We start from the raw sequence: 14,632 nt of genomic DNA, 5'->3' as shown, positions 1-14,632 counted from the left end.
GATGATCCCGACACCCTTTCGCCCCTCTCAGCTAACTACTTTTGGTCTTATCCTAAGTCAGGCGCTCGGACTCGGCGCGATGTCATCTAACTGTTTTGCGCAGAGTGCTATCGGCGCTAAGTCTTCGCTAATAACACCTGTTAGTGCCCAGTCGCTGGTAGGCCTAGATATGCCCCCTCAGATGGTGGTGATCCCAAAGCAAGCTATTCCCTCCGATGCCGCACCCTCTACTGTCAGTGGTAATGGAGTAAGTTCCAGCCAAGCAACAGACTTAATACGCTTGTACCAAGAGGCGGCCTTTAGTGACCCAGTATTAAATGCTGCTCGCTTTAACTACCAGGCGAGCAGGGAGCTTTATTGGCAAGGTCTTTCCTTATTATTACCCCAGGCAAGCGCAACCCCCATTGGAACAAGGTACTACCAACATGCTACCAATAGCTCAGCCCTAACTAGTTATACAGGGAACTCTCGTGTTTTTGATCAAAAGGGTTATACCGTCACACTAACCCAGCCTGTTTTTAACGTTGCAGCATTTGAAGCTTCCAAGCAAGGTGATTTGAATACCAAGATTGCGGATATGCGCTTTTACTTGGCGCAACAAGATTTAATCATTCGTGTTTCACAAGCTTATTTTGATGCACTCACCAGCCAGGATAATGTCGAACTCTATCGCAACAAAAAGAGTTTAATTAAACAACAACTAGAGATCGCACAAGCCAAGTTTGATGCCGGTCTTGCTACCATTGTTGATGTCAATACTGCGCAGGCAGCATTTGATCTTGCAAACTCTCAGGAAATTGGAGCCCAAGCTGATCTTGTAGTGAAGCGAGGCGTTTTAGAGCAATTAGTTGGCCGACCTGTTGGAGCTTTAAAGCCGCTGACAAAAGAAGCCAAGATTGATGGAGTTCTCAAAGACCCTCGCTCCAAAACCAAAGACAATAATGGCATTCCGATTGCGGAAAGCGTCAATCCACAATTGCCAAAAGGGCAAACTCTAGATGACTGGATACACCAAGCAGAATCAGCAAACTTTAATGTACTGGCTGGCCAACTATCCGTCAGCCTTGCAGAAAGTACTTACCGAGGTTCCCAAGCACTAAACTATCCTTCAGTGAGTTTTGTTGGAACGGCGGGCTATAACACGGCAAATGGTAGTGCCAATAGTTACACTCCATCAAATACAAATATTTATAACAATACTGTTGCCTTGCAGATGACCATCCCCTTAGTTTCAGGTGGATTTAATAGCTCTGTCATTCGTCAAAATGCAGCATTACTAGATGCCGCTAAAGCGAATTACGATAATGCTCGGCGCACTGCAGCACAAAATACGAGAGCGGCATTTACTGGCTTTTACGGGGGCTTAGCTAGCGTCAAAGCTTATGAAGCAGCAGAGCGCTCATCTAGCTCTGCGCTGGAATCGAGCAAGCTAGGTTTCCAAGTGGGTACACTGATTAACATTGATGTACTCATTGCATTGGATACGCTCATTACCACCCGCTCACAACTGCAACAAGCGCGCTACAACACGATTCTCAATGCCATTAAGTTGAAAGCTCATGCGGCAGCACTCTCAGATGAAGATCTGATTTCTATCAACACCTTGCTGCGCTAATAACTAAAGTAATTAATAATTCAAGCTTGCTGTAGAAGCTTCAGGGAGGCACCCAGAACCTCTTGAATATTTGGTGGATTTTGAATGTCGCCCACATTCGCAATTCGATCAGACCAGTAGCCTTCAGTTTTCCAACGCGGTGAGTCGCAGTAGATTTCTACTGTAGGTTTATCGAGCACTGCCGCCAAATGGGTCAAGCCAGTATCCACGCCTACCGTTAACGCAGCACCTGCAATTACAGAGAATGCATCCTCAATAGAGAACGCAGATGGTACAAATGCGTTAGCTATCTGCGCGGCAAGCAATTCACTGACAGTTTTCTCTGAAGTGCTTCCCCAAGGGAAAACCACTTGATAGCCTCTTGAAGAAAACTCTTTGCCCAGTTCAACCCAATACTCATTAGCCCAGCGCTTTGCCTCTCTGGCAGTTGAATGAAAAAACAAAATATATGGCTTACTCAACCCAGCAACAGAGCTTATTGGAAGGCCTGCAATAAATTCTGAGGGATAAAACTGAGGCAAATTGCCTCGCTCCATCAAAGACCAATCCAAGGCAGAGCATGTGACCCAACGTGAGCGGTCCACCGCATGACAGAGTGTTGGTACTTGAACTGACTGGCTATAAAACGCTCTTGCAAGAGGCTCGTAGCCTGAAAACTCAGTAGCATTAGCAAGGCCAGCAACTACTGATCCTGAAGTCTTCTTAGCCAAGGCGCACACGATGGCAGACTTTAGTAAGCCCTGGGTTTCAATTAATACATCGTAGGAAGTAGATTGAAGTGTTTCTCTAAAAGAGAAAAATTCTTTCCAAGAAGACAATTTGAAAAGATTCTTCTTCCAGCGACGAAGTCCACAAGGAATAATACGATCTATTCCTCTAAAACTATCACGCGATAATAAGGGCTCTAGGAGATGAACATATCCCTCTTCCACAACCCAATCAATTTGGGCATCAGGTAGACGCGCGCGCAGATCCCAGACAATCGGCAAATTATGCAGTACATCCCCTAGGGATGAGAGTTTTACCAAAAGGATTTTAGGAGTGGTGCTCATACGAGCATTATCTTATCTTTTGAAAATGCACCTAAATTCAATTAGAACTTGGGGGCAGCATCCCACGATAAGCCGGCCGAGTCTTTGGCATTCATATTGGGCGCTACTTCCTGGGGTATCGGCCACTGAATGCCAACACTAGGATCATTCCATGCCAAGCAGGCTTCACTTTGGGGGTGATAGTAATCAGTAGTTTTGTATTGAAACTCAGCAGTCTCAGATGACACCAAAAAACCGTGTGCTAAGCCAGATGGAATCCACATTTGCTTGTGGTTTTGAGCGCTTAACTCAATGCCTACCCACTTACCGTAGCTTGGCGAATCTTTTCGGATATCAACAGCAACATCAAACACACTACCAGCTACAACTCGCACCAATTTACCTTGAGTCTGCTGTAGTTGATAGTGCAAACCACGCAGAGTCCATTGTCGAGAGAAGGAATGATTGTCTTGTACAAAATCGACGTTCAAACCTGTGGCCGCGGAGAAGTCTTGGGCATTAAAAGATTCAGTGAACCAACCACGTTCATCACCGAATACTTTAGGCTCAATAATCAGCACATCATGAATGGTTGTCGGCGTAACCAGTAGCTTTGAAGTTGCGCTCATCCAATCATCTTCTTGTGAGATAAAGCAATGGGTTGAACGGAGGTATTGAGCTCATTCACAATCTTACTAAGGTATTGACCGTAGCTATTCTTGCTCAATTGAGCGGCAACTTTAAGAACATCTTCGACGCTAATCCAACCTTGACGATAAGCAATCTCTTCAGGACATGCCACCATGAGGCCTTGGCGCTTTTGTAGTGTGGCAATAAAACCAGCAGCGTCCAATAATGAATCATGCGTTCCGGTATCTAGCCATGCAAAACCACGGCCCATGATTTCTACGCTCAATTCATTTTTTTCAAGATAGGCACGATTAACATCCGTAATCTCTAACTCACCCCGAGCGCTAGACTTAATAGATGCAGCTATGTCGCACACTTGATTATCGTAAAAATAGAGTCCAGTTACTGCGTAACTACTTCTCGGCTTGAGTGGCTTCTCTTCAATAGAGAGAGCCTTGTAATCTTTGTCAAACTCCACCACACCATAACGCTCTGGATCTGTGACGTGATAGGCAAATACAGTGGCGCCATCATTACGTGCATTAGCGCTATCAAGCTGATCAACCAGCTCATGACCATAAAAAATATTATCGCCAAGCACTAAAGCACTTGGGCTATTCCCAACAAAGCTTTTACCTAAGGTAAATGCTTGTGCCAAACCATCAGGGGAAGGTTGCACGCAATACTCAATATTTAAACCCCATTGCGAGCCATCGCCAAGTAACTCTGCAAATCGCGGAGTATCGTGAGGTGTAGAGATTAATAGAATATCTCGGATACCTGCAAGCATCAACGTGGTTAATGGGTAATACACCATTGGCTTGTCATATACAGGCATTAACTGTTTAGAGACAGCTTGAGTTACTGGATACAAACGAGTGCCAGAACCTCCTGCCAAAATAATGCCTTTGCGATTCATCTGATTTACTGCCATAGCGCTCTCTTTAGATAGATCCATCTTTAGCCAAATGGTGGACATAAGAACGAACGGCTCCATCCCAGGGCTGATTTAATAGTTCTAATTTTGACATATCGCCCTGACCCTCTAAGACCTTTCGGAGCTTATCTGTCGACATCCGTGAATTCATGGGCCGGGGGGCTGGCAAAGGGTACTCCACCGCAGGAATTGGCTTAATAGTACGGGAAGAGGTTCTCAACGGTATCCCAGCATCTAGAGCAGCTTGTACAGCCCAGCGGGCTAAACCATACCAACTCGTCTCACCGACTGGGACGACGTGATAGATACCGGGCGGGAATGCACTCAAGCGCCCTTTTGCATCTATTACTAAACCCAAACTTACTTGCGCAAGCCACTGAGCGCTGGTGGGAACACCGTATTGATCTGCAATCACCTTCAACTCGTCTCGGTCTTTTGCCAAACGCAAAATCGTACGAATGAAATTACCGCCGTTCCCATACACCCAGCTTGTTCTAAAAATCGCATATTGACCAGCACCTCCTGAGGAACTGCTTGCAAATACTTGAGCAATGGCTTCTTCTCCAGCTGCCTTGCTCTTGCCATAAACACCGAGAGGATTACGCATGTCATCCTCTAGATAAATGCCATACTTTTCACCATCAAAAACATAATCTGTGGAGTAATGTAAAAAAGTAGCTCCATGCTGCGCCGCATATTGAGCCATCAACTCAGGAGCTGTTGCATTCACCGCAAATGCTAACTCCGGCTCAATCTCTGCCTTATCAACAGCGGTATACGCTGAGGCATTAATAATTAATTGAGGATGAAATTGATTTAAGAGCAAATCTAATTTAGTAGCATCAGATAAATTACATTCAGCGCGCCCAACATATTGAATATTAGACTTCTCCGCCAAAGTAGGTAGTAGCGAATCGAATAAAGCTTGGAACGCTTTACCTAACTGTCCATCTTTACCAAATATGAGTATATTCATTGGAGACTTGTACGATTCAGCTGTACTGTTTTTGCAACCAGTCACGATAGCTACCACTAACGACACCTTCTACCCAGACTGGATGATCTAAATACCACTGTACCGTCTTACGAATCCCCGTATCAAATGTCTCTGTAGGCCGCCAGCCTAAATCGCGCTCTACCTTGCTAGCATCAATCGCATAGCGGCGATCATGACCAGGGCGATCTGTAACAAAAGTAATTTGCTCAGCATAGGACTTGTTATCGGTACGTGGCTTTAGTTCATCCAAAATCGTACAGATTGTTTTTACGACATCGATATTGGCTTTTTCATTCCAGCCCCCAATGTTGTAAGTCTCACCCAATTTACCTTTAGCCAATACTTCGCGAATCGCAGAACAATGGTCGCCCACATAAAGCCAATCACGAATCTGCTGACCATCACCATAAATTGGCAAAGGCTTGCTATTGAGGGCATTGAGAATAACGAGTGGAATCAACTTCTCTGGAAAGTGGTAAGGACCATAGTTATTAGAGCAATTGGTAGTGACTACCGGGAAACCGTATGTGTGAAACCAAGCACGCACTAAATGATCTGATGCTGCCTTAGATGCAGAATAAGGACTATTGGGCTCGTAAGCATTCTTTTCGGTAAAAGCAGGATCAGTAGAGGATAAAGACCCATAGACTTCATCAGTAGAGACATGGTGAAAGCGAAATGCTTTCTTAGCAGACTCATCCAAGCTACTCCAATATGATCTTGCGCACTCCAGTAAGTTGAAGGTACCCAAAATATTGGTTTGCACAAACTCTGCAGGACCGTGAATAGATCGATCCACATGACTCTCAGCAGCAAAATTGACAATGGCACGGGGCTGATGCTTTTTTAACAAGCTGGCAACCAACTCTTTATCGCCAATATCCCCATGAACAAAAATATGGCGGGAATCATCCTTCAGGGTCGCTAAATTGACTAGGTTGCCGGCATAGGTCAGTTTATCGAGATTAATCAACCCTTCAGCCTTTGGATCCGCAAGCCAATCTAGGGCAAAGTTACTACCAATAAAACCTGCACCGCCCGTTATTAAAATCATGATTTACCAATAAATGAAGTGCGAAATGTAATACGATAAGGATAGCTGAAGGTATTTTTTAATTCAAATTAAACCCCCCTGCAACCCTAAACTTCAGCTTAAAAGATTATTTTAACAAAACATTACCACCGTCAAATCGTGAATCCTAATAAATATAGCCTGACATTTGCCTGCTACAACTCTGTTGAATATACAAAAATGTGCATTGATAGTATGGTGAAGCATGGCACCCCATTAGATCGGCTCGTAGTGGTGGACAACTACTCGACTGACGGGACGCGCGACTATCTTTCGACACTGCCCTTGGGCGGAAGAATCTTCAACTCCACTAATTTGGGATGTGGGACAGCTTGGAATCAAGGAGCGCTCGCACTACAAAGTGAATGGAGCATCATCATGAATAATGATGTTCTCGTATCACCACTATGGATTGAGAACCTCATTCACGCTGCAGAATCCCAAAACCTCAAAGTCATTAGCCCAGCACTCATTGAAGGGCCTCTAGATTACGACTTTGAAGCATTCAATCTAAAAGCTAAAGCAGAAATGAAAGATGTACATCGTTTTAGCAGCAAGCATGCGGTGTGCCTTGCTATTCATAATTCAGTCTGGATGGATGTGGGTTATTTTCAGCCAATCCCTAAACTACTAGGCTATGAAGATACCTTGTTCTTTAATGAACTCAAGAAGTCGAATATTCAAACTGCGATTACTGGTGCCTCGTGGTTACACCACTTCGGCTCAATTACCCAAACTGCTATGAAGCAAGAAAGAGGGCTCGCAGAAAAAGATGGTTTAGCTAATCGCTACAACTACAAACTACTAAATCAAAGCTGGATTCAAAGAAAGCTAGGGAAGATTCAAGCAAAAAAGCACCAAGATAAAGCGAGCCGAAATGAAGTTAAAGAGCATGGCATGTCCATACATGGACTCAGAAAAAATAATGCCTTTGATTGGATTTAATTAAGCTTTTTCAAACAAGCTAACAAGGCTTTTTATATTACTATTAAGAGAGAATTTCTCTACAACCATTTTTTTTCCTGCTTTTGCCATCTGATTTGCATGGTCATTATTCAATAGCATCCAGATGATGGCCTTAGCCCACTGCTCAACATTACCGGGTTCAATCATAAGACCAGTCTCTTGATCAAGCACCGTTTCTGGAATGCCGCCAACCTTACTTACAATAGTTGGCACTTCTAAATATTGTGCTTCAATCTGAAACATCCCAAGAGGCTCAACTAAAGAAGGTAAAACAGCTAGATCGCTTTTTCTGAGCAATGGCGCTATCTTTTTTAATATCCCCGTTAAAAATACATTCTCACCAAGACCAAGTGCTGCAATCTCAGCCTCAAGCAATGGCTTATCTTGGCCCTCTCCTGCGATTAAATAACGCACATCTGGGATCACCTTTTTAACCTCAATGAGAGCCTTTAAAATCGTGCTGTGTCCTTTTTCACCCCTTAGAATTGCTCCATGCGATATCACCGGTCCCGGATGAGCATCTAGCCAATTCAAGATATGGTCTGGCAGTTGATCTGCCGAGCAATCCAGCGCTGAAAAATCAATTCCTGGATAAATAACTTTCAGCTTCTGAGCGTTGATAGCGGGATTTGCCAAAAACCGTGAGCGCAGATACTCGCTAGGAATTACCGTCCCAGAGAAAATATGGTTATAGGCAAACGATAGCGGGTAACCATGCTGAAAAGTTTTTACTCTAAAAACAGGAATACGCTTACGACCAAAAAGTACTTGCACTATGCCCACTAGCGCAGAAATTAATGCGTCATGACTGCCATGACAAAACATTGCTACAGGATTTTTCTCCTTGGCTAAGCGCAACAGCTGGAGCAAACTCGGTATATGAAAGGCATTCCGAAAGCGAATCTCAATTACATCCAAGCCTTCACTCTTGGCACGAGCAGATATTGCACTCATAGGCTTGCATAGCAAGATTGTTTGAAAGCCTAATGCATTGAGTGAGCGCATTTGCTGTAACGCTTGCAACTCTTGACCCCCAATATTGATAGACGAGTCAGAAAATAGAATGACTTTTGTATCAGCCATAGATCAAAGCCACATTAATCTATGCGGCCTGCTGAAGGCTTATGTAATACCTGCGCTAATAGCACAGCAATCATCAGCCCATAAAAAGTACACAAGTACTTGAGGGACAACTGCTCATTTGATAGTCCGGCAATCAATATGCCAGTGATATAAAAAAGGCCGATTCTGGCAGCTTGCTTTATGTTGAAATTCTGTGCATTGCGCTGCTTCCAAAAGATAGAAAATGGCACGAACAAGAGACTTAAATAAGCGCCTAATCCAAAGAGGCCTGCAGATAAGAGCTTGCTCAGAATATCGCTGTGTGGGCCAGTTAATGCCATGGTGTTGATGGCAGTTTCATTAGCAGCGATATTGAGCGGACTATCTTTCAAAACCTGCATCATATTCTTTTCTTCGCCGTAACCAAAGAGCAAACTCTCATTAGCAAACTGAAAGCCAAACTTCCACATACTTAGCCTAGTACCAGCAGATGTATCTAAATTAGCCCCAGTAAACCAATGGAGGATTTCAAAATAACCACTAATAATTCGAGTGGATAGCTTTTCTGAAAAATAAAATCCCATTAAAAATACAAAGGAAATGGAAATACAAACTGCAATCGTCTGTAGCCACATTTTCTGCTTATGAGATTGACTGGCATGAGAAATATCACCAAGCCTTAACAATAAAATAAGCAAAAGGATAAATGGTGCAGTGAGCCAGCCCCCGCGCGATCCAGAGCCAATAGAAACATACAAGCCAAGCAACCCACCAAGCACTTGCAAGGCAATTAATACGATAGATTTTTTCCCGCTCCAGCCAATCATTAGGATCGACAGGAGGCCAAGAATAAAGGTTTGAGATCCCAAAGTATTAGGATCGACAAAATAGATAGAATATCTACCCATCCAATATGGATCGAGGGGGCTCAAAATAACTACAGTAAAAATACCTATAAGTGCAATCGGGATCGCCACACCCAATATTTTTATGTAAGGAATATTTAGATTCTTAAGCAATAAAAAGGCTACCCCCGCAAACAAGATGCGGGATGGCCCATCAAATGCTGCAGGATGAATAGCCCCGCGAAATATTTGAGAAATTAAAACCGAAAACAGCAAACCCGAAAAAAGGAAAAGGATGAAAAAATCTCTTGGGTATTCAAGCTGGATATTTTTTATACCAGCATGCCAGAACTGATAAGCAGTAATCAGGAGCAGAGCAAATAATGAGACATGCACGCCATGACGAACAGTCAAAAATGTCACTGGGAACATAAAAACACACAAAATTACAAACCAGTCGAGCTTTGTATGCGTGTGATTTATATTCTGTTTCATAGGTATTCTAGGAATTTACTGCAATCATTAGTTACAGGGGATTATTATTTATGGAAATAATGCCTAATTAATGTATTTTCGACTCCCCAGGTGCATTCCATAGAGAGAATACCATTAGGAACCTAGCGTCCCTTTACTTTTAATATTAAGAGAAATATGAAGACAATTTTGGTCACTGGTGGCGCCGGATACATAGGTTCGCACACTGTAGTAGCCCTACAAGAGAGTGGCCACAGAGTCGTGATATTGGACAACCTTTGCAATAGCAAAGCAATCACCCTTAAAAGTATTGAAAAGATTAGCGCCCAAGCTCCTGCTTTTTACTCAGGTGAAATTCGAGATCGCACTTTACTAAGGGATATCTTTGCAAATCACCCCATTACTGGGGTGATTCATTTTGCAGGATTAAAGGCGGTGGGCGAGTCCCAAAGCGAACCCCTTAAGTATTACGACAATAATGTGACTGGCAGTATCACGATCCTAGAAGAGATGATTAGGGCCAAAGTTGAGACCTTTGTATTTTCTTCGTCTGCAACCGTATATGGAGAGCCAGGGGCCACTCAATACCAAGAGGATATGCCCACTGCCCCTATTAATGTCTATGGCCGCACAAAACTCATGGTTGAGGAAATACTCAGGGATAGCGCTAAAGCCAACCCTAGCCTTAAAGTTGCCTGCTTACGCTACTTTAACCCCGTAGGAGCCCATCTATCAGGCTTAATTGGCGAGAACCCTGTTGGGAAACCTAATAACCTAATGCCCTATATTGGCCAGATTGCTTTAGGCATCCTCCCAAAATTGAAAGTATTTGGGAATGATTACCCAACACCAGATGGCACCGGCCTCAGAGACTATATCCACGTTGATGATCTAGCCCAAGGCCATTTACTTGCATTGCGGTATCTAAAGGATCATCCTGGAGCCCTCACAATCAATTTAGGAACTGGAAAACCCTATAGTGTTTTAGAAATGATTGCCACCTTTGAAAAAGTCAGTGGCAAGAAAATTCCATACGATTTAGTAGAGCGAAGATCTGGAGACTTGGCGGAGTATTATGCAAATTCAGACCTAGCCAAAACAGTCCTAGGCTGGGAAGCAAAACATGGAATTGAGAGGATGTGCGAGGATACTTGGCGCTTCTATAAGCAATTAGATTCAGCACAGTCTTAAATATCACTTACTGAGAATCAAACACTTTTAGATGCATAACTATAAAAAGATACTCGTAGTTTGCCCCGCTGGCGCAGTTACCGGCGGCCCCGAAGCACTTCACCAACTGACGGCACATATGAACAGTCTAGGTCTACCGGCCTATATGTGCTACCTTCCTTTCTCAGAGACAGCAAAGTCGCCCGCACCTTATGAGCGCTACCAAACTCAATCAGCACCCTATGAGGATGCGCCAAGCAATCTAATCATTTTCCCTGAAGTGGATCCAATGCTTGCGCTTAAGGTCAAGCATGCGAAAGCAGCTCTTTGGTGGTTATCCTTAGAAAACTTCCTGGAGCGTCGACATATTTGGCCCCTTCATGATCGCGTACGTTACTTTAAGCGAGTCCTGCAAGGGCGGAGGCCCTGGGGCGGAGCGAAGAACCTCAAGAGTCTCTTGCACTTTTCGCAAACTGAGCACTCCACCCAATATCTCAAATCTTGTGGCATTGATCCAATTCCATTAATTGACTCCATCAATGAAGACTTTCTCACAGATAAATATCTAGACAAGATTGATCACAAGCAAAATATTATTTTGTACAACCCAACCAAGGGTTGGAAAGTTACACAACAACTAATTGCGCGCTACCCTCAATGGCAATTTCTGCCCCTCAAGGGTTTAAACCGAGACCAGCTCTCAGAAAAACTCTACAGCGCAAAGTTATATATTGATTTTGGACACCATCCTGGTAGGGACCGTATGCCACGCGAGGCGGCGATGCATGGATGCTGCTTGATTACAGGAAAATTGGGTTCAGCCGGAAATACAGTTGACCTACCGATACCATCGCAATACAAATTTGATAGTAGCGCCCCAAACTTTGTGGAAGCCTTCGGTGAACTCGCTAATGATGTGATGGAATATTTTCCGAAACACTATGCAGATTTCGGCACATATAGAAAATGGCTGCAAGATGAGCCGAGAATATTTAAACAACAAATCGCCGATTACTTTTGCAAGTAATTCAAAATTTACTTAAATTTCCTAAAAAAATATTTAAGTAAATTGTGCTGATTCAGCTTTGTATTTTCACCCACCCTCAATGCGCAAGATTGAATTTTTTGAATATAGGTCCTTATTAGACCTTGCCGCACTAAACAGTCATTGACTTTAAATTGAGTCGACATGGAAAATGCAAAACGCTGCAACTCTTCATCAGAAAAAGTATTTCTACTTGTCTTAATAAAGGTGGTCTCATAAGGGTGGGCACTTCTCCCAAAATAAGAGCCCTGAAACCCACTATCCCCTTCTCTTGAGCTGGGATTTATATCTACCAAGGCTTCTCGATAATCTACTTGGTTGTATTCAGGAAGCATGCATTGAAAATTCAAACCCATATCTAAAATGAGTTGAGAGAGCCGAATTTCATAGTCTCGCACCGTTTCATCCTTGCTAAGATCGTCAACCCCCTCATAAAAACCGCTCTCAATAAGCTGGTTGAGAACATGACGACTCAATACATAACAGGTAGTTTGAACATGGCCTAAGAACTGATCATTTCGTTCAAGCATTCCGTACTTTTGATAGTACATCTTTGCAATCGAATGCTCATGGGGAGTGATACTGATAACAGATCCGACGATTCCCACATCATCCGAAAACTTCTCAATAAATAGGTCAGTCCATTTTTGATTACAGTAGCCCAAAAGAAAAGGGCCGCGCACAGATGAGTTAATAAAGAAATAAAAATCGTACCGCTGCCATAGGGTTAGATTTTTTATCGCTACACAATACCCGCCATAGTCAAAATTTTTATTTTCAGTAAATAGGTACTCAATATTATCTAAAAATGGTAGTTCAATTGAGTATTTGCCGGCAACAATAACCAAATAATTTAAGCTTGAGTCATACCCATATCTCAAAAAGTGGGCAAAGTTATCAACATATGACTGGTCTTTTTCAAAGTAATGGTAGAGCACCAATACTTTATTGGCCCCTACCCTAGATTCGATTGCAGCGTCCCTCACCAAGCTCAAACTTTTCTCAGCACACTGATTAAATGGGTCGAATGGCGAACTTGACTCTCTATCTTGAAGGCACCATTGAATCCATACATCCTGCCCCACTGACGTTGATCATCAAAATATTGGGAGAACGTTTCACTCGTTATTGGATTGATATGAGTTGGATCTGTGAAGCATGCGGAAAAGGGGTATACAGGGGTTTGAGTCAGAAAGAGTCCGCCAGGAGTAAGAACGCGATAAACCTCATTCATTAACTCTATAAAAGAGTAGCGAATTTGCGGCAAATAAACAACCCGAGGAACGTGCTCGATAAAATCAAATGCGGTAATGTAGTCCATGGAGGCATCTCCATGGGGAATTCCCTCTTGCGCAAGATCAGATCTAGCAATGTTGGGATTAGCGTTATCTCGGATATCAATCCCATAAAGAAGATCTGCCTTAAATGGATTCCTAGGAATACCCCCGCACCCCAGATCCAAAGTCTTCGAATTTGCATTGCTAGACGAGTTGGCTCGGAATTTAGAGTAGAAAGGCTCTAGATCTTCAACCTCTTCCATATCCACAATATGACTAAGAGACCGAAACATCATTTTCAGGGTTTTAAAATACTTTACGAGCCTCATATAGCCTTTGGCAGTGATTAAAAGTTTCTCTTAGCAACAAAAGAAGTATTCAATGGCATTGTAAACTTACAAAACCATCGCCACCAAGGCCTCACACCTCATGACCCGCATCCTTATTGTTTATCAATCTAAGCCAGCTATCGTTCCAGGACTGGAAAAGGGGTTTGAAAATGCTGAGGTAGAAACAATTACCTTCCTGGCAAATGAACATCACCATTGGGTCGATAAATACGTATTCCACGCGATTAACAAGTGGGCCCACAACCTTCGGATTCTTAAAAAGGGGAAATTTCTTTTTTCAAGACATTCATTAACGCATTGGAACTATCTCAATACAGAGCTAGTGAAGTTTTACAAAGAAAATAATCCTGATTTCGTATTTTTTATACACGGCATTCATTATTCAGAATCAACACTCTCTCAAATTAAAGCCCCTAAGGTTGCCTGGCTTGTGGATCCCGTTCAAGACCCCAAGAGGCTGACCTTATTTGCCGCGAATCTTGGTTGGTATTTTTCTTACAGCAAGATTGCGATAAGCATCTTGAATGGGCTAGGATTTGAAAATACAAGTTATTTGCCACACGCAGTCGACCATAATGAATTCCGCTATATTCCCGGTACTAAAAAATCAATTGACATCTCCTTCGTTGGAAAACATAGCGTACACCGGGAGAAATTTATTCTAGCGGCATTAGAGGTAACCAATAAAGTTAATCTCTATGGCTCAAGGTGGGTAGCACCTGCTTTATCTAAGCCATCTCTACTTAAGGCAATTAAAGGTATTGAGTGCTACGGGGAAAAGTTAAATAAGCTCTACAACTCATCCAAAGTGGTTCTGAGCATTATTGCAAAACCAGAAAATATACTAGAGACTCAAAGCGGAATCAACATGAGGCCTTATGAAATTTTGGCTTCGGGATCAGTTCTTTGTTCCGATAATTACGATGAACTCCACCCAGAATTGATTAATAATCAGAATTTAATTCTTTTTAATAATATTGATGAATTCAAGCAATCACTCTATACGCTGCTTAAGGACAAGCAAAAAATTGAGAATGTTTCAGCATCAGGAAGAAAATTCATTGAAGGCCGCTTTTCTTATGATGAAATGGCGAAGACTATTCTTGCTAAATTTAAAGAAATTCAAGACGGCATATCTTCATAGAGCTGCAATTGAGGCCA

The 14,632-nt window shown here is 42.9% G+C and carries 14 protein-coding genes; 5 read left to right on the top strand and 9 right to left on the bottom strand.

Annotated elements, in window-relative coordinates:
• Positions 1-79 precede the first annotated feature (79 nt).
• A complete protein-coding gene (locus C2759_RS01355) occupies positions 80-1,615 on the top strand; it encodes a TolC family protein (RefSeq protein ID WP_251366989.1) in 1,536 nt (511 codons plus the stop codon).
• A gap of 20 nt (positions 1,616-1,635) precedes the next feature.
• Here the strand turns inward: C2759_RS01355 and waaC are convergent, their stop codons facing one another.
• The 5 genes from waaC to rfbB are packed head-to-tail and all read right to left on the bottom strand — an operon-like array spanning position 1,636 to position 6,264.
• Positions 1,636-2,667, bottom strand: a complete 1,032-nt coding sequence (gene waaC / locus C2759_RS01350) for a lipopolysaccharide heptosyltransferase I (RefSeq protein ID WP_215355659.1) — start codon at positions 2,665-2,667, stop codon at positions 1,636-1,638.
• A gap of 41 nt (positions 2,668-2,708) precedes the next feature.
• Positions 2,709-3,275: a dTDP-4-dehydrorhamnose 3,5-epimerase gene (gene rfbC, locus C2759_RS01345; RefSeq protein ID WP_215355657.1), complete on the bottom strand. Its 567-nt coding sequence runs from the start codon at positions 3,273-3,275 to the stop codon at positions 2,709-2,711.
• On the bottom strand, positions 3,272-4,195 hold the full coding sequence (gene rfbA / locus C2759_RS01340) for a glucose-1-phosphate thymidylyltransferase RfbA (RefSeq protein WP_215356601.1): 924 nt from the start codon (positions 4,193-4,195) through the stop codon (positions 3,272-3,274). Before rfbA ends, rfbC begins: the two co-directional genes overlap by 4 nt.
• A gap of 25 nt (positions 4,196-4,220) precedes the next feature.
• A complete protein-coding gene (gene rfbD / locus C2759_RS01335; RefSeq protein WP_215355655.1) occupies positions 4,221-5,189 on the bottom strand; it encodes a dTDP-4-dehydrorhamnose reductase in 969 nt (322 codons plus the stop codon).
• Between the two features lie 16 nt (positions 5,190-5,205).
• Entirely contained in the window at positions 5,206-6,264 is a 1,059-nt protein-coding gene (gene rfbB, locus C2759_RS01330; protein ID WP_215355653.1) for a dTDP-glucose 4,6-dehydratase, read from the bottom strand.
• A 138-nt stretch (positions 6,265-6,402) separates the two neighbouring features.
• Between rfbB and C2759_RS01325 the strand changes: the two genes are divergently transcribed.
• Positions 6,403-7,227, top strand: a complete 825-nt coding sequence (locus tag C2759_RS01325) for a glycosyltransferase family 2 protein (protein WP_215355651.1) — start codon at positions 6,403-6,405, stop codon at positions 7,225-7,227.
• Here the strand turns inward: C2759_RS01325 and C2759_RS01320 are convergent, their stop codons facing one another.
• Together C2759_RS01320 and C2759_RS01315 are read right to left on the bottom strand one after the other, a co-directional pair.
• Positions 7,228-8,331, bottom strand: a complete 1,104-nt coding sequence (locus tag C2759_RS01320; RefSeq protein WP_215355649.1) for a glycosyltransferase family 4 protein — start codon at positions 8,329-8,331, stop codon at positions 7,228-7,230.
• Between the two features lie 14 nt (positions 8,332-8,345).
• Positions 8,346-9,650 carry an O-antigen ligase gene (locus C2759_RS01315; protein ID WP_215355648.1) on the bottom strand — a complete coding sequence of 435 codons (1,305 nt, stop codon included), beginning with the start codon at positions 9,648-9,650 and terminating at the stop codon, positions 8,346-8,348.
• 156 nt (positions 9,651-9,806) lie between these two features.
• On the opposite strand from C2759_RS01315, the gene galE reads away from it, so the two are divergent.
• Entirely contained in the window at positions 9,807-10,820 is a 1,014-nt protein-coding gene (gene galE / locus C2759_RS01310) for a UDP-glucose 4-epimerase GalE (protein WP_215355646.1), read from the top strand.
• A 31-nt stretch (positions 10,821-10,851) separates the two neighbouring features.
• Entirely contained in the window at positions 10,852-11,826 is a 975-nt protein-coding gene (locus C2759_RS01305; RefSeq protein WP_215355644.1) for a hypothetical protein, read from the top strand.
• Between the two features lie 8 nt (positions 11,827-11,834).
• Here the strand turns inward: C2759_RS01305 and C2759_RS01300 are convergent, their stop codons facing one another.
• Entirely contained in the window at positions 11,835-12,692 is an 858-nt protein-coding gene (locus tag C2759_RS01300; protein WP_215355642.1) for a hypothetical protein, read from the bottom strand.
• 143 nt (positions 12,693-12,835) lie between these two features.
• Positions 12,836-13,417 carry a methyltransferase domain-containing protein gene (locus C2759_RS01295; protein ID WP_215355640.1) on the bottom strand — a complete coding sequence of 194 codons (582 nt, stop codon included), beginning with the start codon at positions 13,415-13,417 and terminating at the stop codon, positions 12,836-12,838.
• 133 nt (positions 13,418-13,550) lie between these two features.
• Between C2759_RS01295 and C2759_RS01290 the strand changes: the two genes are divergently transcribed.
• The gene (locus tag C2759_RS01290) at positions 13,551-14,615 is read left to right on the top strand and encodes a glycosyltransferase (protein WP_215355638.1); all 1,065 of its coding nucleotides are present in this window, start codon (positions 13,551-13,553) and stop codon (positions 14,613-14,615) included.
• Positions 14,616-14,632 lie beyond the last annotated feature (17 nt).

It is taken from the genome of Polynucleobacter sp. MG-Unter2-18, assembly GCF_018687675.1.
Taxonomy (GTDB): domain Bacteria; phylum Pseudomonadota; class Gammaproteobacteria; order Burkholderiales; family Burkholderiaceae; genus Polynucleobacter.
The sequence above is the reverse complement of the archived record's forward strand: the minus strand, read 5'-3'. Positions and strand labels throughout refer to the sequence as shown.